The 23,007-nt window shown below is 57.4% G+C and carries 23 protein-coding genes, 1 tRNA gene and 1 riboswitch; of the genes, 16 read left to right on the top strand and 8 right to left on the bottom strand.

Translation table 11 applies throughout. The annotated features are described in order from the left end of the window. Positions 1 to 11: 11 nt before the first annotated feature. The 5 genes from XX99_RS23645 to XX99_RS23625 all read right to left on the bottom strand — a co-directional run bounded on the left by XX99_RS23645 (position 12) and on the right by XX99_RS23625 (position 6,692). Complete coding sequence (locus XX99_RS23645; RefSeq protein ID WP_050061890.1) at positions 12 to 1,610, bottom strand: multicopper oxidase family protein; 1,599 nt, start codon at positions 1,608 to 1,610, stop codon at positions 12 to 14. A gap of 143 nt (positions 1,611 to 1,753) precedes the next feature. Then, positions 1,754 to 3,355, bottom strand: a complete 1,602-nt coding sequence (locus XX99_RS23640) for a phospholipase C (RefSeq protein WP_050061889.1) — start codon at positions 3,353 to 3,355, stop codon at positions 1,754 to 1,756. 332 nt (positions 3,356 to 3,687) lie between these two features. Further along, positions 3,688 to 4,056, bottom strand: a complete 369-nt coding sequence (locus XX99_RS23635) for a metal-sensitive transcriptional regulator (RefSeq protein WP_050061888.1) — start codon at positions 4,054 to 4,056, stop codon at positions 3,688 to 3,690. Between the two features lie 15 nt (positions 4,057 to 4,071). Continuing rightward, the gene (locus XX99_RS23630) at positions 4,072 to 6,468 is read right to left on the bottom strand and encodes a heavy metal translocating P-type ATPase (RefSeq protein WP_050061887.1); all 2,397 of its coding nucleotides are present in this window, start codon (positions 6,466 to 6,468) and stop codon (positions 4,072 to 4,074) included. 11 nt (positions 6,469 to 6,479) lie between these two features. After that, complete coding sequence (locus XX99_RS23625; protein WP_050061886.1) at positions 6,480 to 6,692, bottom strand: heavy-metal-associated domain-containing protein; 213 nt, start codon at positions 6,690 to 6,692, stop codon at positions 6,480 to 6,482. A 188-nt stretch (positions 6,693 to 6,880) separates the two neighbouring features. Here XX99_RS23625 and XX99_RS23620 point away from each other — a divergent pair, with 188 nt between their 5' ends. The 16 genes from XX99_RS23620 (at position 6,881) to XX99_RS23545 (ending at position 20,576) form a co-directional block, all read left to right on the top strand. After that, positions 6,881 to 7,696 (top strand): methyltransferase, TIGR04325 family, encoded by an 816-nt coding sequence (locus tag XX99_RS23620; protein WP_184084562.1) that lies wholly within the window; start codon positions 6,881 to 6,883, stop codon positions 7,694 to 7,696. 18 nt (positions 7,697 to 7,714) lie between these two features. Further along, positions 7,715 to 7,890, top strand: a riboswitch (cobalamin riboswitch). Positions 7,891 to 8,020: 130 nt separating this feature from the next. Further along, entirely contained in the window at positions 8,021 to 8,584 is a 564-nt protein-coding gene (cobU, locus tag XX99_RS23615; RefSeq protein WP_050061884.1) for a bifunctional adenosylcobinamide kinase/adenosylcobinamide-phosphate guanylyltransferase, read from the top strand. Next, entirely contained in the window at positions 8,581 to 9,969 is a 1,389-nt protein-coding gene (locus XX99_RS23610; RefSeq protein WP_050061883.1) for a cobyrinate a,c-diamide synthase, read from the top strand. The genes cobU and XX99_RS23610 overlap by 4 nt, the downstream gene beginning before the upstream one ends. 46 nt (positions 9,970 to 10,015) lie before the next feature. Next, positions 10,016 to 11,098, top strand: coding sequence for a nicotinate-nucleotide--dimethylbenzimidazole phosphoribosyltransferase (cobT, locus tag XX99_RS23605; RefSeq protein ID WP_050061882.1), 1,083 nt, complete (start codon positions 10,016 to 10,018; stop codon positions 11,096 to 11,098). 29 nt (positions 11,099 to 11,127) lie between these two features. Beyond that, on the top strand, positions 11,128 to 11,871 hold the full coding sequence (gene cobS, locus XX99_RS23600) for an adenosylcobinamide-GDP ribazoletransferase (RefSeq protein WP_231581589.1): 744 nt from the start codon (positions 11,128 to 11,130) through the stop codon (positions 11,869 to 11,871). Next, the gene (locus XX99_RS23595) at positions 11,868 to 12,428 is read left to right on the top strand and encodes a histidine phosphatase family protein (RefSeq protein WP_050061880.1); all 561 of its coding nucleotides are present in this window, start codon (positions 11,868 to 11,870) and stop codon (positions 12,426 to 12,428) included. Before cobS ends, XX99_RS23595 begins: the two co-directional genes overlap by 4 nt. Further along, positions 12,425 to 13,240, top strand: a complete 816-nt coding sequence (locus XX99_RS23590) for a hypothetical protein (protein WP_050061879.1) — start codon at positions 12,425 to 12,427, stop codon at positions 13,238 to 13,240. The genes XX99_RS23595 and XX99_RS23590 overlap by 4 nt, the downstream gene beginning before the upstream one ends. Then, positions 13,237 to 13,812, top strand: coding sequence for a cob(I)yrinic acid a,c-diamide adenosyltransferase (locus tag XX99_RS23585; RefSeq protein ID WP_050061878.1), 576 nt, complete (start codon positions 13,237 to 13,239; stop codon positions 13,810 to 13,812). The genes XX99_RS23590 and XX99_RS23585 overlap by 4 nt, the downstream gene beginning before the upstream one ends. Positions 13,813 to 13,819: 7 nt before the next feature. Beyond that, positions 13,820 to 14,494 (top strand): 5,6-dimethylbenzimidazole synthase, encoded by a 675-nt coding sequence (gene bluB / locus XX99_RS23580; RefSeq protein ID WP_050061877.1) that lies wholly within the window; start codon positions 13,820 to 13,822, stop codon positions 14,492 to 14,494. Beyond that, complete coding sequence (locus tag XX99_RS23575) at positions 14,491 to 16,083, top strand: cobyric acid synthase (RefSeq protein ID WP_050061876.1); 1,593 nt, start codon at positions 14,491 to 14,493, stop codon at positions 16,081 to 16,083. Before bluB ends, XX99_RS23575 begins: the two co-directional genes overlap by 4 nt. Then, positions 16,080 to 17,051: an adenosylcobinamide-phosphate synthase CbiB gene (cbiB, locus tag XX99_RS23570; protein WP_050061875.1), complete on the top strand. Its 972-nt coding sequence runs from the start codon at positions 16,080 to 16,082 to the stop codon at positions 17,049 to 17,051. The genes XX99_RS23575 and cbiB overlap by 4 nt, the downstream gene beginning before the upstream one ends. Further along, positions 17,048 to 18,127 carry a pyridoxal phosphate-dependent aminotransferase gene (locus XX99_RS23565; RefSeq protein WP_050061874.1) on the top strand — a complete coding sequence of 360 codons (1,080 nt, stop codon included), beginning with the start codon at positions 17,048 to 17,050 and terminating at the stop codon, positions 18,125 to 18,127. Before cbiB ends, XX99_RS23565 begins: the two co-directional genes overlap by 4 nt. A gap of 118 nt (positions 18,128 to 18,245) precedes the next feature. Beyond that, positions 18,246 to 19,370, top strand: coding sequence for a DegT/DnrJ/EryC1/StrS family aminotransferase (locus XX99_RS23560; RefSeq protein WP_050061873.1), 1,125 nt, complete (start codon positions 18,246 to 18,248; stop codon positions 19,368 to 19,370). Positions 19,371 to 19,479: 109 nt separating this feature from the next. Continuing rightward, on the top strand, positions 19,480 to 20,001 hold the full coding sequence (locus tag XX99_RS23555) for a MerR family transcriptional regulator (protein WP_050061872.1): 522 nt from the start codon (positions 19,480 to 19,482) through the stop codon (positions 19,999 to 20,001). Between the two features lie 89 nt (positions 20,002 to 20,090). Beyond that, complete coding sequence (locus tag XX99_RS23550; protein WP_050061871.1) at positions 20,091 to 20,354, top strand: hypothetical protein; 264 nt, start codon at positions 20,091 to 20,093, stop codon at positions 20,352 to 20,354. Positions 20,355 to 20,489: 135 nt separating this feature from the next. Beyond that, positions 20,490 to 20,576: transfer RNA gene (locus XX99_RS23545), tRNA-Leu, on the top strand. A 109-nt stretch (positions 20,577 to 20,685) separates the two neighbouring features. Here XX99_RS23545 and XX99_RS23540 read toward each other — a convergent pair. From XX99_RS23540 to XX99_RS23530, 3 genes are all read right to left on the bottom strand, one after another. Beyond that, on the bottom strand, positions 20,686 to 21,828 hold the full coding sequence (locus XX99_RS23540; RefSeq protein WP_050061870.1) for an NAD(P)H-dependent flavin oxidoreductase: 1,143 nt from the start codon (positions 21,826 to 21,828) through the stop codon (positions 20,686 to 20,688). A gap of 115 nt (positions 21,829 to 21,943) precedes the next feature. Further along, complete coding sequence (locus XX99_RS23535; RefSeq protein WP_231581587.1) at positions 21,944 to 22,219, bottom strand: RidA family protein; 276 nt, start codon at positions 22,217 to 22,219, stop codon at positions 21,944 to 21,946. Then, positions 22,213 to 22,941 (bottom strand): SDR family NAD(P)-dependent oxidoreductase, encoded by a 729-nt coding sequence (locus tag XX99_RS23530; RefSeq protein WP_050061869.1) that lies wholly within the window; start codon positions 22,939 to 22,941, stop codon positions 22,213 to 22,215. Before XX99_RS23530 ends, XX99_RS23535 begins: the two co-directional genes overlap by 7 nt. Between the last annotated feature and the right edge of the window lie 66 nt (positions 22,942 to 23,007).

Below are 23,007 nucleotides of genomic sequence, written 5' to 3'. Positions count from 1 at the left end.
TCTGACCGCGGTCAAGCCTTCTCCGGAGCGGCCAGCACTTCGAAGGGACGCATCATCTCGTTGTCTTCATGTTCGAGGATGTGGCAATGCCATACGTACCGTCCGGCATAGCCTTCAAACGGAATGATGATGCGGGTCACCATGGCTGGATCGGCGCGGACAGTGTCCTTCCATCCCGCTTCATGGGACTCGGGCGGAATTGCGGCTCCGGTATAGCGCAAGGTTCCCTTGGTCTGATATTCGAATTGGTCGAAGCGGCGGCGATCAAGAATTTGGAACCGGACCAGGTGAAGATGAATGGGATGGGAGTCGTCGGTGAGATTGACCAGTTCCCAGATTTCCGTCGTTCCCAGCGTGGGCTTCTCCGTGATTGGCATGTGCCACGGCGTATTGTTGAGTAGCATGCCCATGGACCGCTGGATGTCATCCATGCGTTCGTCGAGCGTGAGTCTCCTCGTGGTGACCGCAGTCGCTGGATCGAGGCGCAGGGGCGGACGCAGAGTCGAAGGCAGGGGAGAGGCATCGCCCGCCGCCTTGGCGCTCACGCGGAACTCGAGGATATCGAACGAATCGCTAATGAGCTTTACGTGGGTTCCGGCCATGTCGGAGAAATCCACCACTAGATCGGTGCGTTCGGCCGGCGCCAGTGGGATCTTTTGAACCGTGACCGGAGCGCTCAACAGGCCTTGGTCATCGCCAATTACGCTGAGGGGCTTCTTGTTTTCCAGTGAAAACCGGTAAAAGCGAGCGTTCGAACCATTCATGATCCGCAGCCGGTACTTCCGGGGCTCGACCTCGTGATAGGGCAGCAGTTTTCCATTCACCAGCATGGCGTTGCCGAAGACTTCGGGCACCCACGGCCGGTCGGGATGCTCGGAGACTGGATAGCTGAGTTGGCCATCCTTGCGCAGCATGCGGTCGCAAATCAGCATCGGAATCTCGTACTTCCCGCTGGGCAGATTGAGCGACGCTTCGAGCGGATCGCGCACGATAAACAAACCCTGCATGCCGGCATAGATATTAAGCCGGTTTATGCCCATCGTGTGGTCGTGGTAGAAGAGCAGCGCGGCATCCTGCTTAGCAGGATAGAAACAGTTCTGCGATTTCCCCGGAACCACCCAGTTCTCGGGATAGCCATCGCTGTCCGGAGGAGTTCTCCCGCCGTGAAGGTGGATGACCGAGCGCACCTCGGGCACGGACTTCTCGGCGCCATGAAGGGTGTGATCGATGGGGAGGAAGTGACGGATGGGCAGGGCATTGGCCCACTCCACTATCGCCCCCTGGCCGCTCTGCACCTCCAGAGTGGGCCCCGGAAAGCTGTCTTCGAAGCTCCACATGCGGGTTGCCGGCAGGTCACGGTGGACTTTCTGGGAGATTTCGCGCATCGAGACCCGATAAAAGGGAAGCTGCTCGCCGTGGTGCTCCGGATTCGCCCGTTTGCCGCTGGGAGTCAGAACCCGTGGGATGGGAAGCGGATCGACAAAAGGAGTGAGCGTCGATGGGTCAAGGGCATCGCTGGGAGCTTCTGCCCATCCCAGGCCGGTGCCGGCCACGATCAGCGAGCTGGTTTTTAGGAAAGTTCTGCGGGTAGAACGAAATAGGTCGGTCATGTGAGATTTATTTTCGCCTGAGAATATGAAGGGCGAGTAGAGAATCGGGCCTTTCCAAAAAAATCTGAGGACACATCCCCGCGCAATGAAGCGCGAAAGATGTGTCCTCGCAGATGAGACAAGGTACTGCGTGAGGCCAGGTTTTACTGTGCGACGATCTGACCGGTGCTGTCGTCCAGGATGTAGGCATCCGGACGGGGGTGCGAGAAGTCGAACATGTTGTTTACAGTGCCGGAGATCGCATCGAAAGATCCGTTGCCGATGCGCTGCCCGCCGAGCCAGTTGTCTTCGATGAAGTGGATGATCGAAGTCTGATCCGTGATGTTGTGATCGACGTAGTTGACCTTCGCGTAAGGCGAGATGACCAGCAGCGGCAGACGAGGTCCGTAGCCGCAGCGACCCTGGGCGTGAAGAACGTTCGGGCCGGCCAGGGCGGTATCTACACCGTTGCCGCACTGTCCGGGACCGGTCAGCGCGTCGGCGGCGGTGGCGGACTGGTTCAGGATCGGGCTCATCTGATGGTCATACCAGCCATCGGAATCGTCATACGCGAGGAATACCGCGGTCGACGCCCAGTACTTGCTCTGCTGCAATGCGTTGATGATGTCGACTACGAACTTCTGCTCGTCCAGAGGGTCGGAGTATCCGGCATGCGCATCCTGGTAGCCCGGAGCCTTGATGAAGCTGACCGCGGGAAGGACGCCCCACTGGATGGAAGCCAGGAAGTCGGTGGTGTCGTACTGGTGGTTGGCCTGATCACCATCGACGCCGACCATGGATTCAGAGGTCGGAGGAAGGTGCTTCGGATTGGCTGTGGTGGTGTAGTACTGGAACGGCTCGTGGTGCGGAATGTAATCAGCCTTCAGAGTTTTGGTGATGGCCGAGGTGTGCGAACGGTTGCAACCGGTGCTGCCGTTGCCCATAACCTGACGAAGGTCGAAGCCCTGCTCGAACCAGCCCCAGGTAATGCCGCGGGAGTTCAACAGATCGCCGATGTTCTGACCCGACAAGTGCACCTGCGCACCGGTCGTGGTCGAGCAGACGTCGCCGAGAGGATCGGCATCGCTGATCAGCGTGAAGCCGCCGTTGCCATCGTCGATGACATCACCGGTTGCGTTGACCTGCTCATCGACACCGTTCGTCTGGCCGGAGATCAGGTTGATGGCGCCTGGAGTGGAGGGGCCAAAGTTCGTGTCGTAGGAGTTATCGCTGATCGCATAGCGTTGCGCGTAATTCCACATCGCTGTCACGGTGTTGCCGTCGTAGTAGCCCATGACCAGACCATTGGTGGTCTGTCCGGCGGGCGGCGGGCCTGCGGTTCCGGTGTACTGGGGGAATGAGTCCATCAGACCGCCGTGGAATGCCTGCTGCTCAGGGGTGTAGTCGTGATCCTGGTCGGCGGTTGCAGCTTCGGTCCGATCCAGACGGAAGGGATTGGCTGCTCCCGATGAATTGCCGGTCTTGTTCAGGAAGTTCGGATTGGTGAAAAGCAGCGCATCGTTGAAGCCGTTGACGGACGGTGTGCCCGGCTTTGCTACGAAGCGGGGCTCCTGGCCTGGGTTCAACGCGTTGGGATAGGCTCCGAAATAGTGGTCGAAGGAGATGTTCTCTCCAAAGATGACAACAACATGCTTGATTGGAGTGGCGGTCGAGCCGCCGTTTTGAGCGTTTGCGGCAACGGGGCCGCCGATCTGGGTGGCGAAAAGAATGCTTGCCAGCGATGTGGCAATATACCTCTGCATCATGGTCCTCCTACCGGTTTGGCCGGCAGAAGCCTTTTTTTCACCTATTCATGTCTGAGGGGTTACAGCAAAGTTACTGAACCGAGAAAATCGACGGGAAGAGGCGGAATCGCAGGAATAAAAACGAACGATCCGTGTATTGCGAACGTCTAGTTGCGGTCGAATCAATATTCCACCAAATATGGAATGACGAACCTCCCCACAACTTGTTGTTTCGACTCGTAATAGCCCACGCTGCGACCCTAAGAAGCCACCGCCAAATATACCGGCAAGATGTTCATAGAGAAGATCAAAGAGGGAGCTTGAGTGGCTACAATTTTTGGTGAGCCGCAGGATTATCGTGCGTTCTTGTAGATGGTGTCCAGCAACTCGTCGTACATCGCCTGCCGGTCTTCCTCGGAGCCGTCGCGAATGGCATGCGTCGCGCAATGCGTGAGGTGGTTTCGCATCAGAGACCGGGCGACGGCGCGCAGCGCCTCCTGAACCGAAGAAATTTGGGTGAGAATGTCGGTGCAATAGCGCTCATCGTCAACCATGCGCTGAATTCCCCGGACCTGGCCTTCGATACGGCTCAACCGGCGGAGGTTCGAGGCCTTGATCTCTCCGTCGGTGCCCACCGCTTTGCGCTCACTCCCGCAACTCTCCTCAAGGCCTGAAGTAACCTCGGCAGGCTCATCCTTTTCCACTGTCTTCCTGGTAGACATCTCCGATTGGCCTCCTTACGCGAGCTTTAAATTTCGAAGTCGCAAACTGTTTGCCACCACGCTGAATGAACTGAGAGCCATTGCCGCACTGGCGATTACCGGGCTGAGCAGCAGCCCGAAGACCGGATAAAGCGCGCCCGCCGCGAGCGGTATCCCGATCACGTTATAGATGAAGGCCCAAAAGAGGTTCTGGCGAATCACGCGCATCGTGTTGCGGGAGAGCGCAATGGCCGTCGCCACGCCCGTCAGGTCGTTGCGCATCAGAGTTACGTCTCCGGCTTCCATGGCAATGTCGGCGCCGTTGGCCATCGTCAATCCAACATCGGACTGGGCCAACGCTGGAGCGTCATTGACGCCGTCCCCGACCATCGCTACGAGGCGCCGCTCGGCCTGGATGCGCTGGATGGCCTCCACCTTGCCGGCCGGCAGGACGCCCGCGATCACCTCATCGACTCCAACCGTGCGTGCAATCGCCTGCGCCGTCCGCTCATTGTCGCCGGTCAACATGACCACCCGCAGCCCCTCAGCATGCAATTGCCGGATAGCCGCAAGGGAAGTGGGCTTGATCGTATCCGCCACGGCAATCATCGCCGCCAGCTTACCGTTGACGGCAATCCAGAGCGGCGTTTTGCCTTCTTCTGCATAACGCATTGCAGCCGACAGTAGCGAATCTGTTGACACTCCAAATTTCTCCATCAGGGCGGCATTGCCGACCATCGCTGAATCTCCATCGACGCGGCCTAAGACTCCGAGGCCGGGCAAGGATTCGAACTCTTCCGGTTGTGAAAGGCTCAACTCGTGTTCCCGAGCGTAGCGCACGATAGCCTCTGCCAGCGGATGCTCGCTGGCTCGTTCGAGCGCCGCTGCAATGCGAATCGCGGCGTCCGCAGTATCCGAACCAGCTTCGTTTTGTGCGATCCCGAGGACGTCAGTGACCTGAGGCCGGCCGGTCGTGATGGTGCCTGTCTTATCGAGAACGACGGTGTCGATCTTTTCCATCCTCTGGAGGGCCTCACCACCCTTGATAAGAATGCCGAAGGCCGCGCCGCGTCCCGTGGACACCATGACCGCGGTGGGAACTGCCAGTCCCATCGCGCATGGACATGCGATAACCAGGACCGTGACGGCGGCGGCAAAAGCCTGCATAACGCCGGCATGCGGAGCGAACGCCCGCCACGCCAAAAATGTCACCGCCGCGATGCCCAGGACCGTTGGCACGAAGATGGCGCTGATACGGTCGGCAATGCGTTGAATCGGCGCGCGCGATCCCTGCGCTTCGCGTAGCAGCCTCACGACCTGCGACAGGGTGCTTCCGGATCCCAGCGCGGCCGCCCGGTATTGAAACGCTCCATTCTGATTGAGCGTTCCTCCGATGACCCGATCTTGAGCAACCTTCTCGACCGGCAGCGATTCGCCAGTGAGCATGGATTCGTCAACGCTGCTTCGTCCCGAAACCACTTCTCCGTCAGTCGGTACACGCTCGCCGGGACGCACCAGAATCAGATCCCCGGCCTGAATCGAATCGATGGCAACCGTAGCTTCGACGTCATCTTTAAGGACAGTCGCCGTCTTCGGTTGCAGCTGCACCAGCTTCCGCAATGCAGTCACGGTCTGGCCTTTCGCCCTGCTCTCCAGTGTATTTCCGACGAGCACCAGCCCGATGATGAGCAATCCCGCTTCGAAATAAACATCCGGAGCGATGCCGTGCGCGAGAAAAAAGCCGGGTGCAATAGTGCTCGCAGCGGAGTAAAGAAAAGCGGCTCCGGTTCCAAGTGCGACCAGCGTATTCATGTCGGCCGTTTTGTGCAGAAGCGCAGACCATGCCTTGGTGTAGAAGCGGCGTCCCGCCCAGGCAACGATCAATGCGGAGAGGGCGAAGAGAAACCACCGGATGGTGTCGCCACTCAGCTCATAAATCCAGGGTAGGGCTTTGCGCAGGATGGGGTCGAGGACGCGCATGTTCCAGCTCATCAGGGGATCATGCAAGCGCGATGTGCCGGCATCCGTCATGCCCATCAATGGCATGGAAAGCAGCATGGCGACGCATCCTGAGGCCAGGCTTACTGCCGCCTTCACGCGCAATTGTTTGTATTCGCGGAGCTGCTCCACATCATGCTGCTCCTGCTCCTCGAGAACCGATGCGTTCGGGCTAAGTTCGGACGCTCCATAACCCGTGCTGCGAATACTCTCGACCAGCCCGGCGATCGATGCCACGCGCGGGTCAAACGTCACCGTCGCGTTGTTCAGCATGAGGTTCACGTTGGCATCGCGTACGCCCGCCTGGTCCGCGAGGGTTCGTTGAACAAAAGATTGGCAGGCGGCGCAGGTCATCCCGGTCACAGGGATGGTGACACGCTCCGACGCCGCGGCCTTACTTCGGTCGATGGTATTTTCCTTGCGATCTGCAAACATGACAGGCCTGCTTACTTTTCGACGCGGGCTTGAAAACCAATGCGATTCACCGCTTCTGCAATCTGTTTCGGGGTCGCAACTTCAGGGTTGAATCTCACTTGCGCCGAGCCCACATTCACCGCCTCCAGCTTTAGGCCGGAAACGCCTTCGAGCGCGTTCGTAACTCTGCGCACACAGGCCCCGCAATGCATTCCTTCGATAGTCAACTTGAGTTCTTCTTGCATGATTTTCCCTTCGTCCTTTTTTTAGATGCATATACCCCCCTAGGGTATTCAGGAAATTGAGTCAGTCGATTCGCCGTGCGTGGCGGATTCGGCAATTCAGGAATTAGTTCTTTCCATTCATCGACGGGTCTGTCAGATTGGCATCCAAGAAAGCGATATGCTCGCACTCCGTTCGATGGATGGCATCGATGGCAGCGGTCCGCAGTTCAATCCGAGCACTCCTATCGACTGCATACGATGCGGGCAACTATCTTTCGTTCAGCAGGCACGGCAGTTCTCATCGATTTAAAGGTGTTTATGCTTCCTACGCGGCAGCGCAGGCGGCTCTTCCAGCAGGAGCATTTCATGGCTTCGATCACGCCAGTGTCGCCGAGTATTTCGTCGACACTCACATGGTTTTTAATCCAAGCGATTATCCCGTCGTGTTCTGGTTGTCGAAGCTGATGAAGAGTGGAGACCTGCTGTTCGATTTCGGGGGTGGCGTCGGGCAATCCTTTTACCTTTATCAGCGTTTTCTGCCCTTCCCCGAGCGGACGCACTGGCTGGTATGCGAGGTCGAGGCTCTGGCTCGAAGAGGAGGGCAGCTGGCCGAGGAGAACCACGCACCGAATCTGGAATTTACTACCAGCTTTTCGCAGGCCTGTGGAGCGGCGGTCCTGATGACAACAGGCGTCCTGCAGTACGTCGAAGCGGAACTGCCGTCGCTTCTCGCGAGCCTGAGCAAGCTACCCGAACATGTGCTTGTCAATCGTGTTCCCATGTATAGCGGCAAGACCTATTACACGGTGCAGCATTCGTTGCACTCCTTTGCGCCCTATAAGGTTTCGAATCTGGAATCTTTTGTCGTCAATATGGAGGAGTTGGGCTACGAAAAGGTCGATCAGTGGTATCTTTCCCGGTCCCTGAAGATTCCGTTCCATCCAGCGCAATCCGTGCCGTTCTATCACGGGTTTTACTTCCGGCTGCGCGAGCCGCTTGCTTCGGCGTCTGCCGCCTCGCATTGACCTGAATCTCCATGAAATATATAGTTCAATCCATCTGGTGTTCGGGAAGACGGTGCAAATCCGTCACTACCCCGTAACTGTAAGCGCAGAGAGCTTGGCTATTGAACCTGAGCCACTGGAGCGGATGTTCCGGGAAGGCTGTTCAAGCTCGATGAAGCGTGAGTCAGGAGACCGGCCAGATGCTAACCGGGCTTGTTTCAACTTCGCTGGGAGAGTTGAAGAGCATATCCATCCACTCCTCATTCGGAATGGCGTGGTAGCTGCCTCTAATTAGTTCCCGCTCTGTCCTGGCCGCAGTGGGCGACCGGATGCAAGGAGCGATGCATGCAGCAGGATCAAATCAAGCTCATAACTCTGGTTCTTGGCGGGGTTCGCAGCGGAAAAAGCCGCTACGCGCAGCGGCTGGCGGAGCGCTCGAGCCGCGTCACCTTCATCGCGACCGCGGAGCGCCGCGACGATGAAGAAATGCTGCGAAAGATCGAGCGGCATCGTGCGGAACGTCCGGAGAGCTGGACCACCATCGAGGAGCCTCTGAAGCTTGCCGGCGCCATCGATTCCGCGAGCCGAGCGAGCGACGTCATCCTCATCGACTGCCTCACTTTCTTTGCCGCAAACCTGATGGAAGCCCAGGGTGAAAAAGCCTCGCATTCAGACTCCAATGTCGATGATTTTTGTGCCGCACTTACCTCCGCTCCCTGCTCGGTCGTGCTGGTTTCGAATGAGGTAGGCAGCGGCGTGGTGCCCGCGTACGCAATGGGAAGGCGCTTCCGCGATCTTGTCGGCGAGGTGAACCAGCGTGTTGCCGCTGTCGCAGACAATGTGCTGCTGATGGTTGCTGGCCTTCCGCTCGCGCTCAAAGGATCGATTCCAACCGGAGTTGGCCAATGAAGGGCATGCTCATTGCGGGCACCGCCAGTGGAGTAGGCAAGACCACGGTAGTTCTGAGTCTTCTTGCGGCAATGCGCCGTCGCGGTTGCAGGGTCCAGCCCTTCAAAGGCGGCCCGGATTTCCTCGACACTGGCCATCACACGCGCATTTCAGGCCGCGTTGCACGCAACCTCGACACCTGGATGCTCTCTTCCGACGCGAACCGCGATGTGCTGCGCGAGGCATCGAATGATGCCGATGCCATTTTGGTCGAAGGCATGATGGGTCTCTTCGACGGCAAGGAAGGGGCGAGTGATGTGGGAAGCAGTGCCGAGATTGCAAAGCTCCTCAAGCTGCCCGTGGTGTTGGTCGTCGATGCGGCGAAGAGCGCGCGCAGCGTGGCCGCCGTGGTATTGGGCTTTGAACTCTTCGATCCGCAATCGACTCTTGCGGGAGTCATTCTGAACCGCGTGGCCAGCGACCGGCACTACCGCATGCTCGAAGCGGCAATAGCCTCTACTTGCAAAACGCCGATTATGGGCTGGATTCCGCGAGAGCCTGCCCTTGCCATTCCCGAACGGCATCTTGGACTTCACACCGCGGAGGAGGCCGACTCGCCTGCTGAGACCGAGAAGATGATCGATGCACTTGCTGCCACTGCGGAGAAGCATCTCGATCTCGATCGGCTTCTATCGCTGGAGTGCGGTCTGGAGTTCAAATACAACGCAGCGGATCGAAGCGAGAACAAGCCTGCCGTTCGTATCGGTGTGGCCCGGGATCGAGCCTTCTCCTTCTACTACGAAGACAATTTGGATTTGCTCCGTCAACAAGGAGCAGTGATCGTTCCATTCAGTCCGGCGAATGATCCGTCGCTTCCAGCGAATCTCGATGGTTTGTATCTTGGCGGCGGCTATCCCGAGCTTTACGCGGATCAACTCAGCCGGAACACGAATATGCTGACATCTGTCCGGGATTTTGCTGCTTCTGGCCGGCCGGTCTATGCCGAATGCGGCGGGATGATCTATCTTTCCCGTCAGCTCACCACGAGAGACGGTGTTGCGCACTCCATGGCCGGCGTGTTGCCTTGCGCATTTGAAATGACCGGCAAGCTGGTGCACTTTGGATACGCCACAGTCACAATTACAAAAGACTGCATCGTTGGTCCGCGCGGAACCGTGATCCGCGGGCACAGCTTCCACTATTCCCGAATAAGCGAGAAACCGGAAATGCCCACAGCCTATCGCGTGCACTATTCGCTCTCGGGGCGCGAGGAGAGCGAGGGCTTCAGCGTGGGGAACATTCTGGCGAGCTACGTCCATCTCCACTTCCGAGCCGCGCCGTCGATCGCTCCGCACCTGGTCGAAGCTGCCCGCAGGGTGCGTTCGCTGGAGCTGGCCACGGCATGAAGACTCTCCTTCTAGCAAGTAACCATTCATCGATGCAGGACGCCGCGTGACCTCGAAAAGTGCAGCGGTTGTTGAACGGGTGACGAACGGCATCGAGCCTCCAAGCGAAACATGGCGAGCCCGTGCTCGCGAGCGTCTCGATTCGCTCACCAAGCCTCTTGGCAGCCTGGGGCGACTCGAAGATCTCGCAGCTCAGATTGTCTCCATTCGTCAGGACAAAGCCGGAGACACCGTCAGTAAAGCCGTCTATATTTTTGCCGCCGACCACGGCATCGTCGCCGAGGGCGTAAGTGCCTATCCGCGCGAAGTCACACACCAGATGGTGCTGAACTTCCTGGCTCAGGGCGCAGCGATTAACGTGCTTGCGCGCCTGCATCATGTCCATCTTCAGGTGGTGGACGTCGGGGTTGACGCCGGTCTCGAAGGTGCTCCCGGCCTTCTCCATCGCAAGGTAGCCAGAGGCACGCGCAACATGCTGCACGAGCCGGCGATGAGTGAGGAACAGCTCGCGCAAGCCCTCACCATCGGTATGGATCTGGCCGCCGACGCAGCGCGCGCAGGCCACTCGTTCCTTGCCATAGGCGAGATGGGCATCGGCAACACCACCTCCGCCAGCGCAATTACCTGTGCGCTTACGGGCGCTTCCTCCGACTTGGCAACAGGGCGGGGAACGGGCCTCGACGCTGAAGCTCACGCCCGCAAAGTAGCCGTGGTTCGAGCTGTAGGGGAGCGACATTTTGGAGCAGCGGGTCAGCCGTCCGCGGCCCTGGATATTTTGCGTTGCCTCGGAGGCTTAGAGATTGCGGCGATGACCGGGATGGTGCTCTCTGCGGCGCGGCACAAGCTAGTTATCGTAGCCGATGGGTTCATCTCCACGGCTGCTGCCGCAATCGCCGCCGCAATCGAACCGAAGGTTGGCGGATATCTAATTGCCGGACATTGCTCGCAAGAACCGGGGCATAAGCTCTTACTCGATTACCTGGCTCTGACACCTCTGCTCACGCTCGATATGCGTCTCGGAGAAGGTACCGGAGCGGTGCTGGCCATGCCTATCCTCGAATCTGCAATTTGTCTCTATCAGCAGATGGCAACCTTTGCTTCCGCCGGCGTGAGTGGGCCTTCGGCATGACAGCTCTTGTGTTTTTACGGAGAACTTGGTTGGAGTTGCTCACGGCAATCCAGTTCCTCACCCGCATTCCCGTTCCATCGCAGTCCTACGAGGCGGATTCGCTGGCGAGAGCAGTGAAGTTCTTTCCTGTCGGCGGGTTGATTCTTGGCTCGCTGGCGGCGCTTCTCTATTTTTTGCTCGCTCCTCATCTTCCGCCTCTGGTGGTTGCGTTGCTGGTGCTGATCTTTCTGCTTTGCCTTACCGGCTGCCTTCACGAAGACGGGCTTGCCGACGTGGCCGACGGCTTCGGTGGCGGTCGCGACCGCGAGCAGATTCTGCGTATCATGCGCGACAGCCGCATAGGCACCTACGGTGCCGCGGCCTTGGCTTTGAGCTTACTGGCGCGGGTGCTGCTGCTCTCGTCGCTTCCTCTTGCGCACGTCACGCAATACCTGATTTCTTCGCACGTGCTGTGCCGATGGACGACGCTGCCGCTCAGCTATTATTTGAGGCCGGCGCGAAGTGGCGGCGACACAACGGACGGTCAGGGCGCACGCGTCGCCCAGCTTACGAGCCGCGGCGCGCTTATCGCAGGAAGTGTTTTCAGCCTTGTCATTGTTGGTCTTTTGTTGCGCATCCAAGCCGTCGCCCCAATTCTGATGACGATAATGGTTACACTGCTCAGCGCCCTCTATTACCGGCGAAAGATCGACGGTATAACCGGCGATTGCTTCGGAGCGACGAACCAGCTCACCGAGATAGCCGTCTATCTTTGCGGTGTGTGGATCGCATGAGCTCTCTCCTCTTTATCCGTCATGCTGAAACCGATATGGCAGGCAAGTTTTGCGGACACTCCGATCCACCGGTGAATGCACGTGGGCGGCTGCAGATTGCTGAGCTTGTGAGCAAAATCGCAGCCGAGCCGATCTCAGCCGTTTATACCAGCGACCTGCGGCGCGCGATAACGACAGCGAAGGCTCTGGCCAGACCGTTGGCTCAGGATCCAATCGTGCGGCAAGGTCTGCGGGAGATCGCGTTTGGAGAATGGGAAGGGCTTGCCTGGCAGGAGATCGAAAACAGAGATCCGGTCTATGCGTCGAAATGGATGGCGAACTATCCGAATCATTCTGCGCCGCAAGGTGAATCGTTCGATGCTTTTCGGTCCCGTGTGCTCGTTGAGATAGACAACATCCTTTCCTGCTCGCGCGATAGCCAGGCCGCTGTCGTCACGCACGCTGGAGTAATGCGCGTTGTGCTGCAAAGTCTATGCGGTCTCGATGAGCGTGATGCATGGCGCAGGACTGAGATCTATTGCAGCTTCTTCAAATATCCGTGCGAGGCAGGTCGATGAGCGACCAGAACGATCGTATACGAGAGCTGAGCGGCTGGGATTTCGACGCTTATGAGTATAGGGCCGCCACTTACGATCGCGGCAAGTGGGCCGATGCACGCCGCATTGTCACGCAGCGCGCGCCTTTCGAGGCTGCGAATGCGATGATCCTTGAGGAGTCCGAAAAGTTCCGCGATGCCTTCTCTGTACAGGCCGCAAGACGGGACCTGCAAGCCGAGATGGCTGGTCTCGATTGGTCGCTTGGCGTTGTGGACCTGCGTCTGCTTTTAGCATTCCAGCGGCGGCTTTGTTTTAACGCCAGTGCTGGCTCCGTAGTTGACCCTGCACAGATAGAGGACCTCCTTACCCTGGCCTTCGGACCGGCGAAGACGATAAGCTTCGATCTGGTGCATGCCGAGACAAACCGAAACCTCGTTTTGGAGTCCCGAGATCCGAATCTGCACTTTCGATTCTCGACCGAAGGCTCGACGCCCGTGATTGTTCACGCGGGCAGCCCCTTCTTTGAAGTGGGACGCTACCGCGGCCGGTGGTTTCTGCGCGACGGTTATCATCGCGCCTACGCTCTTCTTCGAGCTGGCATCTTCACGCTTCCTGCGGTTATCGTCCAGGCTCGAACGCTGGAGGAGCTTGGTGCCAATCAACCGTGGTTTTTTCCCGAAGATGTTTTGCTCTCGGATTCGCCACCGCTTGTCACAGATTTTTTAGACGCCGCATTGACCATCGAATACGAGCGTCCACCGCTCATCAAGACGCTAAGAATTGCTATTGAAGAGACGTTCGCGCCAGCAGTATCGCAAGGAGGATCATCATGAGTATCGCAACCAAACGTGGCGACGGCGGCCAGACCGGGCTTGCCGGCGGCATCCGCGTCTCCAAGTCGGATCTTCGTGTCGAATCGTACGGATCGGTAGACGAGTTGAATTCGTTTCTAGGCTTTGCGCGCAGTATCTGTCAGAACAACGAAATCGCCGCGTGGACAGAGGAGATTCAGCGCACTCTTTTCCGCGTGGGATCGGCGTTGGCGACTCCACCCGAAAGCAAGAAGAAGCCGCCCGTCGTGTCCACCGAAGATGTGGACAAGCTTACGGATCTCGTCCACAAGATTGAAGCAACGGAAGGCATTCTCTCCGACTGGTCGCTTCCAGGGGGACACACCGAATCGGCAGCTTACGAAGTCGCGCGGACCGTTTGCCGAAGGGCAGAGCGCAACGTCGTCAGGTTTATTGAAAGCGGCGGTGTCGTCCAGCCAGAAGTGATTGCGTATCTCAACCGTTTGTCCGACGTCATCTGGCTCTTTGGCCGCCTTATTGAGTTCAATGCAGGTGTGGACTCGCGTCTCCGCGTCGAAGAGAAGGCAGGCCCCAAGTGGTCGAGAGCGTGGTGACAATTTCATGAGCAACGCATTCAGTGAATCGGAGCGGAACGCGGTCTACCGTGCCATCGCGACGCGTCGAGACGTGCGCAGGGGTTACACGGCGCAGCCTCTGCCGGACGAATTGCTGGAACGTCTGCTGAGCGCCGCTCACAGCGCACCCTCTGTCGGACTGATGCAGCCATCGCGCTTTATCGTCGTCCGAGATCCCGCCGTTCGCGAGGTCGTCCATGGCATTTTCTCGAAAGCAAATACCGCGGCGGCTGCGACCTATTCGGGAGAGCAGCGGCAACATTATTCCGACCTCAAGCTCGAAGGCATACGCGAGGCTCCGCAAAATCTATGCGTGGTCTGTGATGCGAACAGCGAGCGGGGTCACAAGCTTGGCCGCCAGACGATGCCGGAAACCTCTCTCTACTCGACCGTATGCGCGATTCAGAATCTCTGGCTCGCCGCCCGCGCTGAAGGAGTCGGGGTTGGTTGGGTTAGCATTATCGATCCGGAAAGGCTTCAAGAGCTGCTCGGCATTCCTCAGCATTTAGTAATCGTGGCGTATCTGTGTATAGGCTACGTCGACCATTTTGCCGCAGAGCCAGACCTCGAACGCCACGGGTGGGAAACGCGTACGCAGCTTCGATCGGTGATCTCCTACGATCGATATTCGGATGCCTGCTCCGGAGCCGATTGCTCATGAAAGCTCGATCCATCATGGTGCTGGGAACGAGCTCGCATGTGGGAAAATCTCTGCTCACCGCAGCGCTTTGCCGCATCTTTGCGCGCCATGGATATCGCGTCGCGCCTTTTAAGTCACAAAACATGTCGCTCAACTCTGCCGCCACCATCGAGGGCCTGGAGATCGGTCGCGCTCAGGCGCTGCAGGCGGAAGCCGCCGGCATCGCCCCTTCCGTCGACATGAATCCAATTCTTCTGAAGCCGGCTGGAGAGAGAGCATCGCAAATTATTGTTCGAGGGAAAATATGGGGCAAGCTTACCGCCTCGGATTATCACCAGCGCCGAGTGCAAGAGCTCTTGCCCATCGTTCGTGAGAGCTATGAAGCCCTCGCTGCAAAAAACGATATTGTTGTGATCGAGGGAGCAGGTTCGCCAGCGGAGATCAACCTCAAGCAAAACGACATCGTCAACATGCGTATCGCAGAGATGGCGGACGCCAGTTGTCTCCTCGTCGGAGATATCGATCGCGGCGGCGTCTTTGCATCGCTTCTCGGCACCGTCGAACTTCTCGAGCGCGACGAGCAAGAGCGCATTCGAGGGTTCGTCATCAACAAATTTCGGGGCGACGTTTCGCTTCTGGAACCGGGAATTCGCATGATGGAGCAGCGGCTCCTCAAGCCCTGCCTGGGCGTGGTGCCGTACTTGCAGAACCTGACGCTCGACGAGGAAGATAGCCTCGGTCTTCCGGATCAAGGAGAGCAGAAGAGCCAGCAGTGGCAACTCTCGACCGCTGTTGACCGGCAGTTGCGCATCGCAGTCGTGGCTCTTCCATCCTTCTCGAACTTTACAGATTTCGACGCTCTGCGGTCGGAGCCGTCCGTGTCGCTTCGCTTCTGCAAAGCTGTGGCTCAGCTGCAATACGCTGACATCATTATCCTTCCGGGCAGCAAACAGACGGTCGATGATCTAATCTGGCTGCGAAGCGAAGGAATCGAACGAGCCTTGATGGATCACGCCCTTCATGGCCTTATCGTTGGCATCTGCGGAGGTATGCAGATGCTCGGCGAATCGATCGTGGATCCCGAAGGTATGGAGCACCAAGGTGCGATCCGCGGACTCGGATTGCTTCCCATTCGGACCACGATGCAGCCCATGAAGGTCACCAACATCTCTGCAGGTGAGCTGATAGCACCGGCTCTCTTTGGTCAGTCGGTGACTCCGATGACGTTGAGCGGGTATGAGATTCACATCGGTGAGACCAGCTATCTTGGCGAAGCCGAGCCGCTGGCCGAGCTGAGTCGCCAGGACGAGTCGCAACCGACACGCATTCGTGATGGCTGTATCACGAAGGACGGCCGCGTCTTCGGTACTTATTTGCACGGGCTTTTCGATGAAGATAGCTTCCGTCATCTCTTTATCGATGCTGCTCGTAGCTTCCACCGATTGGCTCCGGCTCTTACTCGCGAAAATTGGAAACAAAAACGCGAAGATGCACTGAATCGTCTCGCTGATTCTGTGGAGGAATCGCTGGATATGGAGAAGATATTCGGCTGGCTAGGAGTTGAGTATCAGAGTCGGTTGCAAACTAGGAGTCAGGAGGCGCTTCGTTGAATCGTTGTATTCTCCTTCCAGCGGCCTATCTTCTCGACCAGCTTGCAGGAGATCCGGAGTGCTTACCTCATCCCGTGCGGCTGATAGGTTTCGGGATCGCGCGCGGAGAAACAGCGCTCCGCCGTCCCGATCAATCGGTAGCTGTTGAACTTGCTTCAGGCGCAGCACTCACGGCGGCCATTGTTTTCTCCACGTACTTCTTTACCGCTGAGATTATCCGGCAAGCGAATCGTCGTTCGACGCATCTTGGCGATATGGCCGAACTGATTCTCGGGTGGACATGCCTAGCCGCTCGCAATCTCCAGCAGGAGACGTCTGCAGTTGTCGAGGCTCTCGCATTAGACGACATTCCTCTTGCTCGCCGCAGGCTTTCCCGCATCGTCGGCCGCGATACGCAGCATCTCGATGATCGAGAAATCAGCCGCGCAGTTATCGAGACCGCCGCAGAAAGTGCGTCGGATGGAATTATGGCGCCGCTGTTCTACATGGCGCTCGGTGGCGTTCCGCTGGCCATGGCTTACAAAGCGGTCAATACTCTGGATTCCATGATCGGGCATGCGGACTCCCGATACTTTTACTTTGGTAAGGCAGCGGCTCGGCTCGACGATGCAGCAAATTATCTTCCTGCGCGTCTCACTGCATTCGGTATTGTCGCGGCAGCTACCGTTTTAAGAGATGCCGATCCTGGAGCTGCGATGAGCATATGGTTGCGCGACGGCGACAAACACAAAAGTCCGAATGCCGGTCAGCCGGAGAGTGCGATGGCGGGAGCATTGCATGTGCGGCTGGGTGGCGAAAACACGTATGCCGGTGAGGTCATCCCGGCGTCGGTGATGGGACAAGAGTTTTCGGCCGCTGAAGTTGGCGATTCCAAAAAAGCCATTCGCATGGTCTCCGTTGTGGCATGCCTCGGCGTGGGCTTCGGCATATTGATAAGTGCTGTCCTCAACGCAAGAGAGCCGCGATGATCGACGAACTGCCGACCCACGGTGGCCAGCTTCGTTCGCTGGCGCAACGCTTCGGCATAGCCGAATCACAGCTGCTGGACTTCAGCGCGAACATCAATCCTGAAGGTCCTCCGGCCGTGGTTCATTCAACGCTGCGCGCAAGTCTCGACGACCTGTCGATGCTTATGAGCTATCCTGACCTCGAAGAGATCGACCTAAAGCAATCGATCGCTCGCTATGCGGGAGTGAGCCATCAAAACATTGCAGTCGCCAACGGCTTCGTTCCGCTGCTCGAAGCGGCGCTCCGTACCCTGGATATTCGAAGGTGCCTTCTTCCCGTTCCCGCTTTCGTTGAATATCGGAAGGCCCTTGCGCGAGCTCGGATTGAAGTCTTTCCGCACCTGCTTTCCGCGGAAGAGTCGTTCTCTTACAACGCCGATGTAATATGTGCGGGGTCGCAGGATGCAATCCTCCTAACGAATCCGCAAAACCCTTCGGGCGTTGTATGCAGCCATGAAACACTTACCCGCATCCTGACGAAAGCTGCTGAACGCAATGCCTGCGTTTTGCTCGACGAAGCTTTTATCGATTACATCCCCGAGCTGTCCATTACTCCGCACATCGACAGCTGGACCAATCTCATCGTCTTCCGATCCGTTACAAAGTTTCACGGCATGCCTGGATTGCGCGTCGCCTACGCGGTAGCAAATCGGAAGACGGCGCAAGCGTTAAACGAAAATCTGCCTCCCTGGCCAATTACAACTCTTGCCTCGTGTGCTGTCAGCTCGGCTCTGAAAGATGTCGCCTACGCGGTGAAAACCAGAGATCTCAATGACCGTCGTCGAGCCCTCCTGCAGAGTTCGATCAAGGCGCTGGGTATCCAGACGTACCCATCCGCAGCGAACTTTCTTCTGCTTCGCCTGCCCGCTGCTGTTGATCCGGCTGATTTCTGGCAGCGCATGCTCGTCGATTATCGCATCGTCATGCGTTCATGCTTCAACTATGAAGCTCTCGAAGCTGGCCATCTGCGCGTGGCCGTTCGCACTGAAGAAGAAAATTCTCGCTTAGTCGAGGCTCTTTCCCGAGTACTTCAATAGGACGGGCATTATTGGAGCTCCTTGTCACCGGGCGACGAATCTACGGTCCTCGAGCAAGAGCGAGTCGCCATCCTTTCGTTCTTCCGCCAAAATTCGCCGAACCTGAGAAAATAATGTGATGGAGTTCATCGATCTTAAGGCGCAATACCGGCATCTGAAAGCGTCTGTAGACGCACGTATTCAAGCTGTTCTTGATCACGGCCAGTACATCTTGGGTCCCGAAGTCCGCGAGCTGGAGGAAAGGCTCGCAGAACGCACGGGAGCGAAGCATTGCATCACCTGTGCCAGCGGGACCGACGCTTTACTTTTAGCCCTGCTCGCACTTGAGATCCAACCCGGCAACGAAGTCATCACCGCTCCGTTCACCTTCTTCGCCACCGGTGAAATGATTGCGTTGGCCGGCGCGGTGCCCGTCTTCGTGGATATCGATCCAGCGACCTACAACATCGACCCCGCGAAGATTGAAGCTGCGATCACCCCGCGCACCAGAGCCATTATGCCGGTAAGCCTGTATGGCCAGCCCGCAGAGATGGATTCCATCAATGCGATCGCCGACCGCCACAAGCTCGCCGTCATTGAAGACGCGGCGCAGAGCTTCGGAGCGCTGTACAAAGGACGCCACTCCGGCAATCTCAGCACCATCGGCTGTACCAGCTTTTTTCCGTCCAAACCCCTGGGTTGCTATGGAGATGGAGGAGCCTGCTTCACGAATGATGACGGCCTCGCGACAGCCATTATCGAATTGCGAAACCATGGACAAGATCGCCGCTACCATCACACCCGCATTGGCATCAACGGGCGCATGGATACGATTCAGGCCGCTGTGCTGCTGGCCAAGCTCGAGGTTTTCGATGACGAGCTGCTCGCCCGTAATGAAACCGCCGACCGCTACAGCGCGCTGCTGAAGGGCTTGATTGAGACGCCAAAGATTGCAACGCACTCGACCAGCGCCTGGGCGCAGTACACGATCGAGGTAGACGGCCGTGGCGCTGTCGAAGACGCCATGCGTACGGCCGGTGTTCCGACCGCAGTGCATTATCCGACGTCCCTTCACCTCCAGCCGGTTTTTGAGAAGTTGAGCCGCGCACACGGCTGGACCGAGGGAAGTTTTCCTCATTCCGAACGAGCATCGGCGCGCGTACTCAGTCTTCCCATGCACCCTTATCAGACTCCGGCCGATGCCAATCTCGTTAGCGCTGCTTTGCAGGCAGCTCTACGGTCGAATGCGGAACCCAGTAAGTAATGAGAATTTCAAACCTCGTTCACAAGAGCCATTGACAGAAGATGCGGCTCAATAAAAAATAATCTCAAACATTTCTTTCTAGGAATGTTTGGAACTGGAAACCTCAGGCTTGCCGAAAGAGTCTTTCAGCACGAGCGAGGTAATGGAGTTGACCGGGGTCACCGCCCGCCAGCTGCAGTGGTGGGATGAGCGCCGCATCGTGGTGCCCGCGCGCCACGGACGCAACCGCCTTTATTCGGCCACCGACGTGGTCGATATTCTTGTCATCGAACAACTTCGTCGCCGCAAAATCTCACTCGCCCAAGTGAGGAGAGCCTTACGCTTCCTGCGAACGGAACTGCATGCACGCCTTGCCGACCTGGTCACCGGCGCCCGCGAATTTCATCTGCTGCTCGAAGGCAAGCACGTCTATCTCGAAACGGAATCGAGGCAGATCGTCGATCTCTTACGCAATGCAAAGCAGCCAATGCTTCTGGTATGTCTCACCGATGCGATCAAGCCCCTGCGTGTCGAGTTGAAGGACCTGTTAAACAAATTGGCGGAAAAAGGCGATACCGGGAGGCGCAAGCGACCGATAGGGAATCATGGCGCCCTCGATTCGGTGGGGCGTAAACGGCGCACCACGGCGTGAGCAGAGGAGTTAGAGCCAGCGAATCGCGGTCCGGGTTTTTTTGCCCGGATTGCAAAACCGAAAGGCACGAAAAGACCACGGAGGGAAGCATGTCATCGGAACTGCAATTGCTCGATCAATGGATACCTGAGCAGATGGAACCGGGAACGCTTTTTGTGCTCGAAAACGCCGGATCGCTCGGCGACGCAAAGAACCCATATTGGGCGGTTTTGGCTTGCCCCAGCTGCGGAGCCCTCGGCCTCATTACCCGCGCTCAGTTCTCAGGCATGGAATCGATGATCTGCGGAGCAGACGATTGCTCGGCTGAATATTTCCTCCGCGAAGATCAGATCGAATATCGCAAACCGCATTAGGCCGCGGCGAAATATCGGCGGACGTGGTTGTGCCTCCAGGCACCATTGTCCGCCGTCAAACTTCGCATATGAGCATTGCTGTTTCTCCAGGCGCAGCTTCCCGAAGCTGTTCAGAATCCGCTAGGATTAAAGAAAGCCCGGATGGCGAAATCGGCAGACGCAGCGGACTTAAAATCCGCAGGGAGCAATCCCGTGGGGGTTCAAGTCCCCCTCTGGGCACCAAGAAATCGATAATTTGCGTGACCGCAGCTCCGCAAACTTCTTTCGGAAACCTGTTCGCTATCATCAAAGCTGTCCGATCGACCTTCTTCTGGTCAGCCGGGGAATGCGATCACTCTAGTACGCCTTCTCGCTGACGACGTGCGCTCCAACTCTGGACCGCTTCGCCAATTCCAGAAGTTTCCTTCACTAGCGTGTCGAGGAGTGTGCGCACATCTGTGTGTCGCGACAGGCTGGCGCTTTGTCCTGCCCAGAGAGGAAGCAATTCGATCTGTCCCGCCTTCTCGGCCGGAATTGATATGTGCCGCACGAGTGCACGTTGAAGTGGATAAGGCAAAATCTCTATATCTTTTTCGTTGAAGTTGTCGAGCAGGCGATTCTTGACGCCTCGGGCAAGTCTTCCGGTGAATCCGCGAGTTAGAGCAGTCTGCTTCGCTTGACCGCTGAGGATCGCTTTACGGTGAAGTGAGCTAGCTCCCGACTCCTCGCAGGCGAGAAAGGCGGTTCCCATCTGTACGCCTTCTGCTCCGAGGGCGAAGGCTGCCACAATTCCGCGGGCATCTCCGATTCCACCTGCGGCTACGACCGGGAGTCGCACGGCATCGACAACCTGTGGCACCAGCGCCATCGTTCCCGTAAGGGAGTCTTCGGAGGATTGCAGAAAGGAGCCGCGATGGCCGCCTGCTTCGAAGCCGGAGGCCGCAATTACGTCCACGCCCGCTCGCTCCAAAGCGATTGCTTCGTCCACAGTAGTTGCCGTCCCAATCAGCGAGATTCCTTTGTGATGAAACGCGTTCAAAATCTGCTTGGAAGGGATGCCATAAATAAAACTGAACGCCGGGATCCCTTCATCCAGTAGAACCTGTACCTGATCTTCGAAACGAATCGGTTCGTACGGGCGATAAGAAGGCAGGTCTCCTCCGACACTTTCAATATGTTTTGTTAGAGGAGAGAGGCTGCGATGAAATGCTTCTTCTGTCGAGGTGAGGGTTCCTTCGTCTTCCATGGAGACCCACAGGTTCATCGCAAATGGCTTTGATGTGATTCCCTTGATCTCGCGAATGACCTCACGGATAGCTTCCGGCTTGAGGCCATGAGCGCCGAAAGATCCGAGTCCTCCGTAGTTCGAAACGGCTGCGGTGAGCTTCTGCGAGGACAAACCTCCGAGTGGGCCTTGAATAATCGGATATTGAAGTCCCAATCGCGAAGTCAGTCGATTATCTGTCCACAGTTTTGAACCTGTCCGATCCGCCATAACGATCCCCCATATTGCAGACAGAAGGCGGAAGCTTAGCTCCCGCTCTCCTTTTGCTCGAATTCGAACGTCACCTCAAGCATGACCGGCGCGCCAAGAGGCAAGGCTGTCACCCCTAATACTGATCGCACGGACATTTTGTCGTCTCCAAATATATCGCGGAGAAGTTCCGATGCTGCGTCGGCAACGATAGGAGATCTTTACCGAGCCGTCCAGCGGATTGAAGCTTGCCATCCTTGACGGGCAACATTCCGCTAAGGAAGAGCAGGCTGCCTGAGTGGACGGCCTCGACGTATGCTCCAAGCGGCAGCGGGGCATCGGGAAGCACGATCTCGAGATCCTGCAGCCGGCGCTCTGCGCCGGCCAGTTGCAAGCCCTTTGTGTTTACCATTTGCCGTTGTGCGCACCGCCGTCTACGTGCAGCACCTCTCCGGTGATATGGCGCGATTCGCTGAGATAGACCACCGCGTCTGCGATTTCTTCTGAAGTGGAGATCGTGCCCATCGGCGACAGGGTCTTCAGGAAATCCTTAGGATTGTCTTTGTGAAGAGGCGTGTCAACGATGCCGGGCGCGACCGTATTGAAGCGGATATTCTCCTTCGCGTACTCCGAGGCCAGGCTGCGCGTAATGGCCTCGATGCCGCCCTTCGTAATCATGGGCAGGGACACCGGCAAACCGCCGATTGGGTTTTCAACCAACGATGATGTGATGCCGATCACGCTTCCGCCCGACTTCTGAGCGAGCATCTGCTTGACTGCGAACTGGGTGATATAGATGTAGCCTTCAAGATTTGTCGAGACCAGGGCATGGAAGTCATCAGCGCTGTAATCCGTGAAGGGCTTCGCCGAGAAGATGCCAGCGTTATTGACAACGATATCGATCGAGCCAAACTTCTGGATAGCTGCGTCGACTACTTTCTGAGCGGTGGCTGCCTGGCCGATGTCTCCGTCCACTAACACCAGCTTGTCCGAAGCTTTTAACTCAACCGACTTTGTCGCATGGCGAGAGGTGCCAACTACGTTATAACCACGTTCCAGGAATGCCTTTACCACTGCAGCGCCGATTCCCTGGGAGGCGCCTGTCACGATTACTGTTTTTGATGTGTTTTTCATGTGTTACTCCTGTCGAAATCAATACCGCCGGAGCCGCAGTGGGCAAAATGAGAAGGTTTCTCAACA

Origin of the sequence: Silvibacterium bohemicum (assembly GCF_001006305.1) — a bacterium.
Taxonomy (GTDB): domain Bacteria; phylum Acidobacteriota; class Terriglobia; order Terriglobales; family Acidobacteriaceae; genus Silvibacterium; species Silvibacterium bohemicum.
Note: the sequence above shows the minus strand (reverse complement) of the source record. Positions and strands in the feature narration are given on the sequence as shown.